This window comes from Embleya sp. NPDC059237, from assembly GCF_042754105.1.
Classification (GTDB): domain Bacteria; phylum Actinomycetota; class Actinomycetes; order Streptomycetales; family Streptomycetaceae; genus Embleya.
Map to the genome: position 1 here is coordinate 15,691 of NZ_JBHZAE010000017.1, position 14,651 is coordinate 30,341.

11 protein-coding genes are annotated in these 14,651 nt (G+C 72.5%); 6 read left to right on the forward strand and 5 right to left on the reverse strand.

What is annotated here, in order from left to right; all coding sequences use genetic code 11:
* Positions 1 to 77 precede the first annotated feature (77 nt).
* Positions 78 to 2,333, reverse strand: a complete 2,256-nt coding sequence (locus tag ACFXKZ_RS38740) for an ATP-dependent RecD-like DNA helicase (protein WP_380008101.1) — start codon at positions 2,331 to 2,333, stop codon at positions 78 to 80.
* A 170-nt stretch (positions 2,334 to 2,503) separates the two neighbouring features.
* Here ACFXKZ_RS38740 and ACFXKZ_RS38745 point away from each other — a divergent pair, with 170 nt between their 5' ends.
* From ACFXKZ_RS38745 to ACFXKZ_RS38755, 3 genes are all read left to right on the forward strand, one after another.
* On the forward strand, positions 2,504 to 2,932 hold the full coding sequence (locus ACFXKZ_RS38745; RefSeq protein WP_380008103.1) for an SRPBCC family protein: 429 nt from the start codon (positions 2,504 to 2,506) through the stop codon (positions 2,930 to 2,932).
* Between the two features lie 164 nt (positions 2,933 to 3,096).
* Positions 3,097 to 4,434 carry a M16 family metallopeptidase gene (locus tag ACFXKZ_RS38750; RefSeq protein WP_380008105.1) on the forward strand — a complete coding sequence of 446 codons (1,338 nt, stop codon included), beginning with the start codon at positions 3,097 to 3,099 and terminating at the stop codon, positions 4,432 to 4,434.
* Positions 4,431 to 5,798 (forward strand): M16 family metallopeptidase, encoded by a 1,368-nt coding sequence (locus ACFXKZ_RS38755; RefSeq protein ID WP_380008107.1) that lies wholly within the window; start codon positions 4,431 to 4,433, stop codon positions 5,796 to 5,798. Before ACFXKZ_RS38750 ends, ACFXKZ_RS38755 begins: the two co-directional genes overlap by 4 nt.
* A gap of 243 nt (positions 5,799 to 6,041) precedes the next feature.
* On the opposite strand, the gene ACFXKZ_RS38760 is transcribed toward ACFXKZ_RS38755, so the two are convergent.
* Both ACFXKZ_RS38760 and ACFXKZ_RS38765 read right to left on the reverse strand, forming a co-directional pair.
* Positions 6,042 to 6,704: a hypothetical protein gene (locus ACFXKZ_RS38760; protein WP_380008109.1), complete on the reverse strand. Its 663-nt coding sequence runs from the start codon at positions 6,702 to 6,704 to the stop codon at positions 6,042 to 6,044.
* 77 nt (positions 6,705 to 6,781) lie between these two features.
* Positions 6,782 to 7,207, reverse strand: a complete 426-nt coding sequence (locus ACFXKZ_RS38765) for an ankyrin repeat domain-containing protein (RefSeq protein WP_380008112.1) — start codon at positions 7,205 to 7,207, stop codon at positions 6,782 to 6,784.
* Positions 7,208 to 7,375: 168 nt separating this feature from the next.
* Between ACFXKZ_RS38765 and ACFXKZ_RS38770 the strand changes: the two genes are divergently transcribed.
* Together ACFXKZ_RS38770 and ACFXKZ_RS38775 are read left to right on the forward strand one after the other, a co-directional pair.
* Entirely contained in the window at positions 7,376 to 8,221 is an 846-nt protein-coding gene (locus ACFXKZ_RS38770; RefSeq protein ID WP_380008115.1) for an arylamine N-acetyltransferase, read from the forward strand.
* 3 nt (positions 8,222 to 8,224) lie between these two features.
* On the forward strand, positions 8,225 to 8,896 hold the full coding sequence (locus tag ACFXKZ_RS38775; RefSeq protein WP_380008117.1) for an O-methyltransferase: 672 nt from the start codon (positions 8,225 to 8,227) through the stop codon (positions 8,894 to 8,896).
* 99 nt (positions 8,897 to 8,995) lie between these two features.
* Here ACFXKZ_RS38775 and ACFXKZ_RS38780 read toward each other — a convergent pair whose 3' ends face one another.
* Positions 8,996 to 11,809: a DUF6493 family protein gene (locus ACFXKZ_RS38780; RefSeq protein ID WP_380008119.1), complete on the reverse strand. Its 2,814-nt coding sequence runs from the start codon at positions 11,807 to 11,809 to the stop codon at positions 8,996 to 8,998.
* A complete protein-coding gene (locus tag ACFXKZ_RS38785) occupies positions 11,806 to 13,263 on the reverse strand; it encodes an SWIM zinc finger family protein (protein ID WP_380008122.1) in 1,458 nt (485 codons plus the stop codon). Before ACFXKZ_RS38785 ends, ACFXKZ_RS38780 begins: the two co-directional genes overlap by 4 nt.
* Before the next feature lie 487 nt (positions 13,264 to 13,750).
* Between ACFXKZ_RS38785 and ACFXKZ_RS38790 the strand changes: the two genes are divergently transcribed.
* The gene (locus ACFXKZ_RS38790) at positions 13,751 to 14,617 is read left to right on the forward strand and encodes a helix-turn-helix transcriptional regulator (protein ID WP_126643644.1); all 867 of its coding nucleotides are present in this window, start codon (positions 13,751 to 13,753) and stop codon (positions 14,615 to 14,617) included.
* Positions 14,618 to 14,651: the final 34 nt, after the last annotated feature.

Below are 14,651 nucleotides of genomic sequence, written 5' to 3' on the forward strand. Positions count from 1 at the left end.
GGGGTGGCGGCGTCCGGCGTTTGCGGGCCCGGAGCCGGGCCTCACGGGGTCGGGTGAGCCGAGGTCGCGGACCACCCCTACCGCAACCGGTGCGCCAGCCCCGTGAACCGTTTGCCCGCCGACACCGTGCGCACCGCCTGGCCGAGCGCGCGCCGCGAGCCGACCAGGACCACCAGACGCTTGGCGCGGGTGATCGCGGTGTAGAGCAGATTGCGCTGGAGCATCATCCAGGCGCCCATGGTCACCGGTACCACCACCGCCGGATACTCGCTGCCCTGCGAGCGGTGGATGGTCACCGCGTACGCGTGCGACAACTCGTCGAGTTCGGCGAAGTCGTAATCGACCTCCTCGTCCTCCTCGGTGCGCACCACGAGCTTCTGCTCCTCGGGGGACAGTGCGACGACCACCCCGCCGGTGCCGTTGAAGACGCCGTTGGCGCCCTTGTCGTAGTTGTTGCGGATCTGGGTGACCTTGTCGCCGACCCGGAAGACGCGACCGCCGAACCGCTTCTCCGGCAGGCCCTCACGCGAGGGCGTCAGCGCCTGCTGGAGCAGCAGGTTGAGCGCGCCGGCTCCGGCGGGGCCGCGGTGCATCGGGGCGAGCACCTGGATGTCGCGGCGCGGGTCCAGACCGAACTTGCGCGGGATGCGCCGGGCGACCACGTCCACGGTCAGCGTGGCCGCGTCCTCCGTCTCCTCGGCCGGGAACAGGAAGAAGTCGCTCAGCCCGTCGGTGACCGGCGGGCGGCCGGCGTTGATCCGATGTGCGTTGGTCACCACGCCCGACTGCTGGGCCTGGCGGAAGATCTGGGTCAACCGCACCCGGGGCACCCGTTCGGCCGCGAGCAGGTCGCGCAGCACCTCGCCGGCGCCGACGCTGGGCAGCTGGTCCACGTCGCCGACGAACAACACGTGCGCGCCCGCCGGTATCGCCTTGATCAACTTGTTGGCGAGCAGCAGGTCCAGCATCGACGCCTCGTCGACCACCACGAGGTCGGCGTCGAGCGGCTTGTCCTGGTCGTAGGCCGCGTTGCCGCCGGGCTGGAGCTGCAACAGCCGGTGCACGGTGGCCGCTTCGCATCCGGTCAGCTCGGCGAGCCGCTTGGCGGCCCGGCCGGTGGGTGCGGCCAGGATCACCTTCGCGTCGCGCGCGCGGGCCAGTTCGACCACGGATCGTACGGTGAAGCTCTTGCCGCAGCCCGGGCCGCCGGTGAGCACCGCGACCTTGCTGGTCAGCGCGAGCCGTACGGCCTGCTCCTGCTCGGGCGCCAGCGCCGCTCCGGTCCGGCCGCGCAGCCAGGTCAGCGCCCGGGTCCAGTCCAGGTCGGCGAAGGCGGCCAGCCGGTCCTCGCGCGCGCCCAACAACGCACGCGCCCGCCCGGCGAGGGAGAGTTCGGCGCGGTGGAACGGCACCAGGTAGACCGCCTGGACCGGATCGCCCTGGGTCCCGGACACCGTCACCGGGCCTGGCAGTTCCTCGCAGACCACGCCCTCCTCCCCGATCAGGTCGTTCAGGCAGCGCACCACGAGGTCGGAGGGCACGTCGAGGATCTTCACCGCCTGGGCGACCAGGACGTCGGCGGGCAGGTAGCAGTGGCCGCTGTCGGAGCCCTCGGACAGCGTGTACTGCAGTCCGGCCTTGATCCGCTGCGGCGCGTCGTGCGGTATCCCGACCGCCTTGGCGATCGCGTCGGCGGTCTTGAAGCCGATCCCCCACACGTCGGCGGCGAGCCGATAGGGCTCGGTGCGCACCACGGTGATCGACGCGTCGCCGTACTCCTTGAAGATCCGCACCGCCGGGGAGGTGGAGATGCCGATGCCCTGGAGGAAGACCATCACCTCCTTGATCGCCTTCTGTTCCTCCCACGCGGCGGCGATCAGCTTGGTGCGCTTGGGTCCCAGGCCCGGGACCTGGATGAGCTGCGTGGCGTCCTCGTCGATCACGTCCAGCGAGCGCACCCCGAAGTGCTCGACGATGCGGTCGGCGGTCTTGGGGCCGATGCCCTTGATCAGCCCGGAGCCGAGGTAGCGGCGAATGCCCTGCACGGTGGCCGGCAGCACGGTGCTGAACGATTCGACCTGGAACTGTTTGCCGAACTGCGGATGGCTGCCCCACCGGCCGCGCATCCGGATCGACTCGCCGGGCTGAGCGCCGAGCAGCGCGCCGACCACGGTGAGCAGTTCGGTGCCGCTGCGGCCGGTGTCCACCCGGGCGACGGTCCAGCCGTTCTCGTCGTTCTGGTACGTGATTCGCTCCAGCACGGCCTCGAGGACGGCCCCTCCCCCGGCCCCGGATTCCGGGCCGGGCGGTATCCCCGGCAGCGTGCTCGTCATGCCGCCCGAGCGTAGTCAAAGGGGGCGACACGGTGACTAGAACACGTTCTCTTTTTGCTCCCCGACACCATTGACTGTGTCACATATCGGCGGTACGTTCCGTGCACTCCATGCTCCGAGCCGCAAGCTCTCCGCAGATCGAAACAGATCGAAACCGTGAGGACACACGCATGCCCGTCATCAACGAGCAGGTCGAGGTCGCTGCCAGTCCCGAGGCCGTGTGGGCGAAGCTGACCGACTACAGCGTCTTCGGCGAATGGATGGTCCCGCACGTCGAGTTCCCGAACGGCGCCCCGGAGAAGCTCGAAGCCGGCGTGGCGTACGACGAGAAGATGAAGCTGATGGGCTTCCCGGCGGACATCAAGTGGACGATCAAGGACGTCGAGGCGGGCAAGTCCCTCGCGCTCGACGGCAAGGGCCCGATGGGCGTGATCATGACCGAGACCTTCATCGTCGAGGCGTCCGGCGACGGTTCGATCCTGCGGATCGAGTCCGAGGTCAAGGGCGGCGCGGTACAGATGATGGCCGGCAAGGTCACCAAGGCCACCCAGGAGGCGCTGATCGAGTCGCTGGCCAAGTTCGCCGCACTCGTCAAGTAACACCCCCGCGCGGCACGCACGACCAACACGCACGACGACCACCCGCCCCGGGCACGTGCCCGGGGCGGGTGGTCGTCGTGCGTTCGCAGTCGCGCCCGCTCGGTGCGTCCGCCTGAAACAATGGCGGTCCGTCGTCGATCGCCGCACCCCCGGAGGAACCTGACGTGCCGTCAACTTCCGCCCACTTCCCGTGGGCCCTGCACCGGACCAGGCTCGCCAACGGTCTGCGTGTGGTGGTCTGCCCCGACAGCACGGTGCCGCTCGCCGCGGTCAACCTCTGGTACGACGTGGGCTCGCGGCACGAGGTCGAGGGCAAGCACGGCTTCGCCCACCTCTTCGAGCACCTGATGTTCGAGGGCTCCGCGCACGTCGACAAGGGCGGCCACTTCGCCGCGATCGAGGGCTGCGGCGGCGACGGGATCAACGCGTCGACCAACCCGGACCGGACCAACTACTACCAGACGGTGCCCTCGGGCCGGCTCGACCTCGCGCTGTGGCTGGAGGCCGACCGGATGGGCTCGCTCGCGCTGACCCAGGAAACCCTGGACAACCAGCGCGAGGTGGTCAAGAACGAGCGCCGGCAGCGCTACGACAACGTGCCGTACGGGACCTGGAGCGAGGAGATGACGGCCCTCGCCTACCCGGCGGGCCATCCCTACGCGACGTCCACGATCGGTTCGATGGAGGAGCTGGACAGCGCCGAACCGGCCGACTTCACCGCCTTCCACGAGACCTACTACGCGCCGGACAACGCGGTGCTGACCGTGGTCGGCGACGTCGACCCGGACCGGGTGGTCGCGCTCGCCGAGCGCTACTTCGGCGGGATCGCCCCGCGCGGCTCCTTCCCGCAGCCCTCCCCCGACCCGCTGCCCGCCCGCTTCGGCGCCGGACAGCATGTCACGGTGTATCGGGACGTGCCTACGCCGCGCCTGTTCCTGTGCCACCGGGCGCCGCGCTTCGGCACCCCGGACGCGCCCGCCTCGACCGTGCTCGCCGCGGTCGTCGGGCGTGGCCGGGGCAGCCGGCTGTACCGCGAGCTGGTCACCGCCCGCAATCTGGCCCAGTCCACCGGCGCGTTCCTGTCCGCGTGGGGCTACCTCAACCACGAGTCGGTCCTGATGGGCTCGTGCGCGCCGAGCGAGGGCACCGAACCCGGCGAACTCCTGGACGCCTACGTCGCGGTGTGCGACCGGGTGGCGGACGAGGGGGTGACCGAGGCCGAACTCGACCGGGTACGGGCGATGCTCGCCGGCGACTGGCTGCGCGAGTTGTCCACCGCCGGCGGCCGGGCCGATGCGATCGGCCGCTTCACCACCCGCTTCGGCGACGCCGAGTCGATCCGCGACCACCTCGACCACCTGCTCGCGGTCACCACCGAAGACGTGCACCGCGTCGCCCGCGAGATCCTGCACGCGGACAACCGCATCGTGCTGGAGTTCCTGCCCGAGGCCGCCGAGGCGGGCGCCGGGATCGACACGGACGAGCCGGAGGCCGCCGCATGAGCGCACACATCGGGACCCGACACACCCTGGTCGCCGAGCGGCCCACCGGCACCGAGCCGCGCCCGTACCGCTTCCCCGAGGTCCGCCGGGTCGGCGTGGCCGGCGGCGAGGTGGTCGGTGCGCACCTGCCCGGACACCGCCTGGCCTGGGCCAAGTCGGTCATGGAGAGCGGCGCGCTGCACGAGCCGGTCGGCCTGGACGGCCTGGCCCGGATCACCTGCTCCCTGCTGGACGAGGGCAGCCTGGACCGCGACGCGGACGCGTTCGGCGTGGCCGTCGAGGCCCTGGGCGCACAGTGGCGCATCGCCTGCGGGTGGGAGACCCAGGAGGTGGGCATCGACCTGCCCGCCGACCGGCTCGCCGAGGGCCTGGACCTGGTCGCCGAGGCGATCCGCCGCCCGGCCTTCACCGACGCCGACGTCGAGCGTTTCCTGGCCGACCACGTGCGGTCCCTGAAGACCGCCTGGGCACAACCCGGCACCCGCGCCCAACTCGCCTTCCGGCAGGCTCTGTTCGGACCGGAGCACCGGCTCGGCGGGGTGCTCGGCGGCACCCCGGACACCGCCGCCGCGCTGACCGCGGACGCGATCCGGGCCTTCCACGCGGCCCGGATGACCGCGCCCGGCACCCTGGCCGTGGTCGGCGACCTGGACACGATCGACCTCCGGGCGCTGGGCACGATCGTCTTCGCGGGCGCGACCGGCACCGGACACCCCGCCGAACTCGCCGAGTTCACCGGCGCGCCCTCGACCCGGCAGGCGATCGTGGTGGACCGACCCGGCGCGGTGCAGTCCGTGTTGCGGATCGGGCACACCGCGGCGCCGCGCTCGACGCCGGATCTGATCGCCATCGAGTTGTGCGCGGAGGTGCTGGGCGGCAGCTTCGGCTCCCGGCTCAACCACCTGCTGCGCGAGGTCAAGGGCTACACCTACGGCGCGCACGCGAGCTTCGGCCACGGCCGCCGCTCGGGCACGTTCACGATGTCCGCCGCGGTGCACACCGAGGTCACCGCCGCGGCGGTGGTGGACACGATCGCGGAGATCCGGCGGATGCACTCCGACGGGGTCACGGACGACGAGCTCGCCGCGACCCGGGCCCATGCGCTGGGCAGCATGCCGATCAACCTGCAGACGCCGGGCGGCATCGGCGGCAGGTTGATCGAGGCGATCGTGCATGGCCTGCCGGACGATCATGTGACGCGTGAGTACGCCGAGATCGGGTCCACGGATCGGGCCGCGGTCTCTCGGGCGGCGGCGACGCATCTGCGGCCCGACGAGCTTGCCATTGTGGTCGAGGGCGATGCGGGTCGGGTGGCCCCGGACCTGGAGGCGGCCGGGTTCGAGGTGGTGCGGTCCGAGGTGTGACGCTGCGGGTGCGTCTTGATTGGGTGGTGTGCCCGCCCGCTCCACCCGTTGCTTTGAGCTTCCACGCTGGGGTTTCACAAGCTTCGGCGTGGCCGATCGGGCCCCTGGGGCAATCGGCCGCGCTGGGGTTTTAGGGGCTTCGGCGTGGCTGGTCGGGCCCCTGGGCCGATCGGCCGCGCTGGGGTTTTGCGGGCTTCGGCGTGGCCGGTCGGGTGCCTTGGGCGATCGGCGGGCGAGCGGGTGTCAGGTGGGGGCGTCGGCGAGGTATACCTGGCGGTAGCCGCTCCATACCGCCGGGCCCAGGTCCTGCGGTACGTGTGGGGGGAGTGGCCACATCGGGCCGCTCACCTCGCACAGCAGCACGTGCAGGCCGTTGCCCGCGTCGAACCAGCGCAGGCCCACCGCGCCCGGTGAGCGCAGGAGTTCGGCCACCGCCTCCTCGTGCAACCAGCGACCCATCGCCGTGCCGGAGCCGTGCGCGGTCAGGTGCAGCACCTTGTCGCCGGCCGGGAACAGCCGGCTCACCGACACGTTGGGCCAGCGCCGCACCTCGCGACAGTCCAGCCGGGACGAGGTGATCGCGCCGATCAGTTCGGGCGGCAGCGGGGTGTGCACGTCGTCGCCCGCGGCGGCAAGCACACCCACGTGCTTGAGGTCGTACACGGTCAGGTAGCGCGCGGCCGGCGGCCCGGCCTCGGCCTCACCGTTGGTGAACGCGCCGCACAACACGAAGCGCCGGGCGCGCCGAAAGCCGGGCACCTTGAGCAGATCGTCGTGGTGTCGATCGCACCAGGGGGAGAATGTTCCGTCCAGGGCCTCGGGCAGGTCCGATCGCAGGTGCAGCAGCCCCGCGCCCGTGGGGAATCCGTCCAGGTCGAGTCGCGGTATCGCGGCTTGGTCGGACATCGTGTGCGCCTCCCCCGACACCCTCACGCCCGGCTGTCCCTGGCGCAGGCGGGAACTGACGGAGGGTCATGGTTTTGTTACCCACCGGTCGCCGAAAGCATGTCCTCCTTGCCGAACATCCGCGCGGTCTCGCGCGCGCTCGGCGTGCCCGCGTCGGGGTCGGCGCCGGCCGCCAACAACGCCGCTGCCACCTCCGGCTCGTTCTTGAACACCGCGCCCGCGAGCGGCGTCTGGCCGCGGTCGTTGGCCCGGTCCGGATCCGCGCCGCGTTCCAGCAACGCGCGTACCGCGTCGGCGTGTCCGTGGTACGCGGCGAGCATCACCAGCGTGTCGCCCCGGTCGTTGGCCAGGTTCGCCGGCAGCCCGCCGTCCAGGTAGGTGCCCAGCGTCTCGGCGTCGCCGACCCGCGCCGCCTCGAACATGCGCCCGGCCAACTCCTCGATGGCGCGCTCGTCCGCGGCGGACGGCGACTCCGGCCGCGACTGGGGCTGCTGCTCGCTCATGACGACCTCCGTGCACGTGACGGCCCGCACGGCGCGGGCCGGGCCGCCGTGCGACCCGATCCGAACCTATCGGGTGGCACCCCGCGCGAGCCGTCCCACCCGCGCGGACACGCGTGTGAGAATCGGTCCACGCCCGGCCCCGGGCCCCGGATCCGAAGGAGACGGCTCTTGCGCCGGCAACGCCATCAGCACCATCCGGACCTCGACGCCTATTTCGCCCGGATCGGCTGGTCCGGTGAGCGCGTGCCCACGTGGGCGACGCTGCGTTCGCTGCACTTGGCGCACGTCGTCGGCATCCCGTTCGAGAACGTCGAGGTCGTCATGGGCGGCGTGCCCTCGCTGGAGCCGGCCGACCTGGAGGACAAGCTGGTCCGGCAGGGTCGCGGCGGCTACTGCTTCGAGCACAACCTGCTGTTCGCGGGTGTGTTGGAGGCGCTGGGCTTCGGGGTGACCCGGCTGGCCGCGCGGGTGCGGATGGGCTCCGACGCGATCCGGCCGCTGACCCACATACTGCTCGCGGTCGAGGTGCCCGGCGAGGCGCACCCCTACATCGCCGACGTCGGCTTCGGCAGCGGTGGCCTGTTGGAGCCGCTGCCGCTGCTGCCGGGGGTGTCCAGCCCGCAGGGCGCGTGGCGCTACCGACTGGTGCGCGAGGACGATCTGTGGCTGCTGCAGACCGTGTACGGCGACGACGGGTGGTTCACCGTCTACGAGTTCACGCTCCGGCGCCGGGAGTTGGTCGACTACGAGGTGGCGAACTGGTACGTCGCCACCCATCCCGGCTCCCCGTTCCGGCACACCCTGCGGGTGCAGCGCAGCGGCCCGCACGAGCGTGCCTACGTGGTGGACCGGGTGCTGACCGTGGTGCGCAGCGACGGCTCCACCGAGGAGCGCCGACTCGCGAACGATCACGAGGTGCTGCGGCTCCTGGTCCGCGACTTCGGGCTGCTGCTGCCCTGGGACACGGCCTTCCCCCAACCGCCCGAGCGCCCGGAACGACCCGAGGAGAATTGACCGATGTCCTTCGACAAGCAGGTGCGCGTCACCCCGGAGCTGTACGACTACGTCCTGGACCACTCCCTTGCGCCCGACCCGGCGCAGCGCGCGGTGATCGAACGCACCAGGGGCATGGGCGGGTTGGCCCAGCTCCAGGTGCCCGCCGAGCAGGGCGCGCTGTTGACGCTGCTCTCCGGTGTGGTCCGGCCGCGGGTCGCGGTGGAGGTCGGCACCTTCACCGGATACTCGGCGCTGTGCATCGCCAAGGGGCTGGCCGCGGACGGCCGGCTGCTGTGTTGCGACGTGTCCGAGGAGTGGACCGAGATCGCCCGCGAGACGTGGCGGGAGGCGGGCGTGGCCGATCGCATCGACCTGCGGATCGCGCCGGCCCTGGAGACGCTGGACGCGCTGCCCTCGCATCCGCACATCGATCTGGCGTTCATCGACGCGAACAAGGACGGCTACATCTCCTACTGGGAGGCGCTGGTGCCGAGGATGCGGCCGAACGGTCTGCTGATCGCGGACAACGTGCTCTACGACGGGCAGGTGCTCAAGCCGAACGGCGACCCGACGCCGGCGGCGGTGCACGCGTTCAACGAGCACGTGAAGGCCGACCGTCGGGTGGAGCCGGTGATGTTGCCGGTCGCGGACGGGATCACGCTGGCCCGGGTGAAGGCGCTCGACGAGGACTGACCCGCCCCGGGCGCACGCCGGGCACCGGTTCGGCGAGCCGACGCCGCGGTGCCGGACGGGTCGACCCCGACCCGTCCGGCACCGCGCACCCGGTCCGGCTCAGCCGGTGTCGCCGTCGAGCACCTTCCGCAGTCGCCGTGCCTCCACCACCGCCCGGGACGAGCCCTTGCGATCGGCGAGTTCGGCCAGACCGGGGATGGACACCCCCCGCGCGCCCGAACCGGCCGCGGTCTCCGCGGCGAGCGCGAGCACGTCGCCGAGCCCGGTGGCCTTCGTCCCGGCGAGCAGGTCCGGCAGGAAGCCGCTCAGCGTGCCCCAGACGGTGCCCGTCGCGCCCGCCCGGGCCGCGTCGCGCAGCGAGGCCACCACGCGGGTGGTCTTGAGCCCGCGTGTGCGCACCGCCTCGCCCAAGTCGCGGCCCAGCGCCTCGGTGTCCCACGCGTCGTCCCGGGCGCTGAGCGTCACGAACGCGTCCACCGCGCCGGTGCGGTCCTCGGCGGCCTGCGCGCCCAGCGCGTAGGCCAGGGCCAACGACATGCCCGGGCCCAGCGGACCGAACGACTCGGCCAACGCCGGCAGCACCTCCGCGCCCCGGCTCGTGCCGTCGATGCCGCGTTGGGTACAGATCGCCAGGTGCGCCGCGATCACGTCCCGGTCCCGGGGCAGCAGCAGCGGCCAGCAGTGCAGGTCCGGCCCGGAGTCCTCGGACCAGGCCGAGGTGCGCGCGGCGGCGCCCGGGTCGGCCAGTCCGTACAGCGCCCACGCGGTCTCCGGCACGGTGTCCGGGGCGCCGGGGGCGACCGTGGCCAGGGGCCCGTCGCTGTGTACCCAGCCGCCCTTCGGTGCGGAGTATTCGCGGTGGATCCGGTCGAATCGACCGCGCCCGATCACACCCGGGGCGGGCCCGCCGGCCGCCATCGTCCGGGCCACCCGGCGGCCCGCGGGCGAGGTGAGCCGGCCGGCACGGGCGACCAGCGCGGGGCCAAGGTGCGACGGCAGCCGCAGCAGGGCCTGGTCGACGTCGCGCCGCCAGGGGCTGTGCCCGGACGCCTCCCACGTCTCCAGGCCGGCCACCAGGGCCTCGGGGTCCACGAAGCCGGCCGCGTCGGCGATCTCGGCCAGGTAAGGGCCGGAGTGCGGCACCCGCAACCGGGTGCCCACCTCGTACAGCCGGGCGAGCAGGAAACGTTGCGGCGGGGCGATCCGCTCGATGTCGCGCGTCTCGCCGGGGATCAGGTCGTGCTCGGCCGCGTCGCCCTTGCCGAACAGGCTGCGGAACCAGCCCTGTCGGCCGCCGTGGCCGGTGGCGGCGGCCACCATGGCGCCGACCGCGCCCCGTACCTGGTGGGCGAACCACTGCTGGTGCACGATGTGCCCGTGCTGCTCGGTGAGCGGAAACAGCGCGGTGTGCAACGCCTCGCGGTCCCGAGCGTGTTCGCGCAGCAGGGCGGCCACGATCCGCTCCACCGCGAGCGGGTCGGTGGCCTGGCCGCGCGGATTGACCCACGGGTTGGGGGTGCTCCCGAAGAACACCGCCAGTTCCTCGACCAGTTCGGCCATGGAGGAGATCGGCGGCGGCAGCTCGCGCGGTGGCGGCGGGCCGAGCGGGACCACGAACTCGGGCTCGGGTGCCCCGCTTTCCCCGATCAGCGCGGCCGCTTCGGGGCGGATCGCGTCGCCGAGCATCGGCAGCGCGTCGCGCACCTCGGTGAGCACGAGGTCGACCTGGTCGGGCGGCAGCGTGCGGACGTGCTTGGCGATCAGCGCGACGGCGCGTTCCTGGAGGTCACCGGCGGGTGAGCCGAACGCGGTGCAGGCGGTGGCGAGCAGGGTGCCTGCATGCTCCGGGTGCCGCTTGATCGCCGCACCCAGCCAGGTGAGTTGGGTGCGTACCAGGGTCTTCTCGGCGCGGAAGAGCGCACTGCGACTCGCCTCGGCGATCCGCTCCGGATCAAGCAGGTCCGCGCCGTCCACCCGGCGCAGCGCGGCCTGGGCGAGTGCGGCCACCGTGGAGGGCGCGTCGGGCAGCAGCCGGAGGTAGCCCTCGACACGGGCGGCGAGTTCGTCGTCGGTGGGTGCCAGCGCCTCGTGCAGGCGGACGAACCCGCGTAGTGCGCCGGGGCGTTCGCCGCGCAGCAGCCGGGACAGGCAGCCGTCCAGGAGCACGTCGCGCTGGATCGTCTTCGCGTCGGCGAGCGCGGCCAGCGCGGTGTCCCAGCCGGGCCGCACGGCGTTCGGTCCGGTAGTGGGGGTGTCCAGGTTCTGTCCAACCCCGGCGACCTCGAACAGCGCGGGCAGCAGGTCCGGGAAGTAGCGGTCGGCGGCCAGGTGTTCGGCGAGCGGGCGGCCGGAGCCGCGCCATCGGCCGGCCACCTCGGCCATCCACCGCAGCACGAAGCCGGGCGTGGTCGGCGTGGGCAACCCGGCGCCGCGCACCAAGGCGTCCACCACGTGCCACTGGTTGCCCCACAAATCCAGCGGCAGCCGGGCGGCCATGCGGGTGGCGATGTCGGGGATCCAGGCCGGGTTGCGCTCGGCGAGGATCGTGTATATCGCCTCCTGGCCGAACTTCTCGGGCCACCCCATGTCCTCGCGCAGCAGCCACTGGGCGATGCCGGCGGGGCCGCCCAGGAGCGCGACGCCGACGTGGCGCAGCGGACGCAGCGGGCGTACCTCGGGGCTGCCGTCGCGGCGGGTGCGGACCGCCTCCTTGTAGGCGGGCACCAGCGCGCGGCGCTCGGCCTCGGTGCGGCCGGCGAACAGCGCGACGATCGGCGCGGGGTTGTCCATGTGCCGGCCCGGGTCGTCCACGACCGCGAGCACCCGCTCCCACGTCAGGGGCTCGCGCGCGGACTCGCCGCCCGCCGGGCCGGCGCCGGTGGGCTGGGCGCCGGTCGATGTGGTGCCGGTCATCGGTTCGCCTCCTGGGCTGCGGTCGCGGTCGCGCCGCCGTTCGCGGTGCCGGTGGTGCTCGCGGTGGCGGGGATCGCGCCGCCGCTCGCCCCGCCGCCCGTGTCGGCCCCGGCCCGGCCGCGGACGATCTGCGTGGCGAGCAGATGTTTGCAGGGCCCGCGCCCGCCGCGATACTCGGCCCACCACTGACACGTGCAGCTGCCGTCCCCGGCCAACCGCAGGCCGTAGGTGCGGTCCCCACTGCGCACCGACGCCTCCTCGCCGCCGGTGAGCGTGACGGCGCCGGCCGCGACCAGGGCGTGCGCGTCGCGCAGGCGCGGGTTCATCCGCTCCACGCTGCCGGTGTCGTAGGGCAGCTCGCGGTGGTAGTAGGCCGCCTCGGCGACGTCGTAGCCGATCCGGCCCGAGGTGCCCAGGCGCACCAGCGCGGCCCGCACCCGCTCGGTGTCCAGACCCGAGCGGGCGGCCAACTCGCCGATCTCGACCCGGGGTTCCCAGGCCAGCAGGGCGCAGATCAGGTCCGCGTCGGCGCCGCTCGTCTCGCTCGCCAGGCCGGTGAGCACCGCGCCCTCGCCGGAGAAGCCGCGGGCCGGATCCGGGGACAGCGTCAACGTCAGCCGCATGCCGGGCAATTCGACCTCCCAGGCGGACGACACGGCCGTGCTGCGCGCCTGCACGGCGGGTCCGTATATACGGAGTGCGAGCGCGTGCCGCAGCAGCCTGGCGAGCGCCTGGAGGCGATCGGGCCCGGGCAGGCACACCGCGCCCGGCACGGGGCGGGCGGTCAGCCGCAACGAGCGCCCGGCCGGGACGGCCCACAGCGCCTGCCGGGACCCGCGCGGCAGCGCCCGCAGGAGACGCACCGCCTCGCCCGCGCCGACCTCGGCGCGCAGGTCGAACCCGCCGGAGATGACCTGGACTTCGGCGAAGCCGCGCAACCAGCGCTCGGGCAGCGGCACCTTCTTCTCCACCACCGGGCCGTCGAAGGTGGTGACGGTGACGTCGTCGGGGCCGACCGCCAAGTGCAGCGGATCGGCGCCGCCGACCCGGGCCAGCGCCTCGCGCAGCGGCGCGTTGACGTCCACGTTGGTGGTGCCGGTACCGAACATCTCGCCGTCGATGCCGGCCGGCAGCACGTCGAGGCGCGCATGCACGCCGCAGCAGGCGGAGAACGACTCGAAGCGCAGTCGGTCCCCGTTGCCGGTGACCACCGGATCCAGCGAACCCGGCCGCAGCGGCTGGTAGTAGCGCGCCGCCGCGACGTCGGCGACCGCGAGCAGGCCGCCGGCCGCCGCCTCGGGCGCGGTCAGGAAGCCGGAGAAGAAGCGCGGGAAGGGGGTCAGGCCGCGCGATCCGAGCCCGCCGCAGGTCTGCAGGCCGAGGGAGGGGGAGCCGTCGACGGCGCCGAGCGCGGACGGCCGCAGATAGGTGAAGGAATGTACCGGGGAGGACATGTGAAGACCGTAGACAGCCCGTCCGACAGCGGGAATCGGATGTTGTCGGCGTCCTCTCGGGTGGTCTCGGCGCGGGCGCGAGGTGCTTTCGTGCCGCCTTCGGCTGCGAGTTCGGCCGAAAGGATGCGGGCCGCTTCACCCGAGTGCACGAGTGCGCCCACGTCACTCGCTCGGCGCAGGATGCGACGCGTGTCACCGACCGCGCGCGCAGCGTGCGTATCGGGCCGTCGGTTCGTCGGAAACTTCCGGATTACCCGGCAGTAGAGGGGGATTCGCGGTGCCACGGCATCGATTAGGTGGTATCACCTGTGCGAGCATGGGCGGCTGGGGCCCGGAGCCCGAACATGACAAGCCGAGTGTGCGGCACATGGTCGAGCCGGGTGGGTGGTGGCACATCGTCAAGAGAGTGCTGTTGTAACCATGATCCGAGGACGCGTGGCAACGCGCCGGCATACTATGCGCTGGTCCATTCAGCCGGAGGTAGCAGATGCCCGCAACGCAGCCGGGGAGCGGCTCGACGGTTCGCCGTATTCTCCTCGGTTCCCAGCTTCGCCGTCTGCGCGAAGCGAAGGGCATTACGCGGGAGGAGGCCGGTTACGAGATCCGCGCCTCCGAATCGAAGATCAGCCGAATGGAACTGGGGCGCGTCAGCTTCAAGGAGCGAGACGTGGCTGATCTGCTGACCATGTACGGCGTGGGCGACGAGACCGAGCGGGCCGCCCTCCTGGGCCTCGCGGCGGAGGCCAACGCCCAGGGCTGGTGGCACAACTACAACGACATCCTGCCGAGTTGGTTCCAGGTCTACGTGGGCCTGGAGGAGGCCGCCTCGGTGATCCGCACCTACGAGGTGCAGTTCGTCCCCGGCCTGCTCCAGACGCCGGAGTACGCGCGGGCCGTGGTGATCGCCGGACAACCCTCGGCGTCGGCGGCCGAGGTCGACCGGCGCGTCGGTCTGCGGATGCAGCGCCAGTCGATCCTCTACCGCGACAAGCCGCCCAGGCTCTGGGTGGTGCTGGACGAGGCGGCCCTGCGTCGCCCGATCGGCGGCCGGGACGTGATGCGCGATCAGGTCCGGCACCTGATCGAGATGGCCGCCCTGCCCAACGTGACGATCCAGATCATGCCGTTCAGGTTCGGCGCGCACGCGGCCGAGGGTGGTCCGTTCCTGCTGCTGCGCTTCCCGGAGAGCGACCTCCCCGACGTGGTCTACCTGGAGCAGCTCACCAGCGCGCTCTATCTGGACAAGCGGGACGAGGTGGACGCGTACACCGAGGTGATGGACCGGTTGAGCGTGGACGGTATGCCGCCGGACAAGAGCGTGGATCTGCTCCAGCGCATCCTCAAGGAGAACTGACCGACACGGTCGCCCCGTCCCTCGGCCGGCGCAG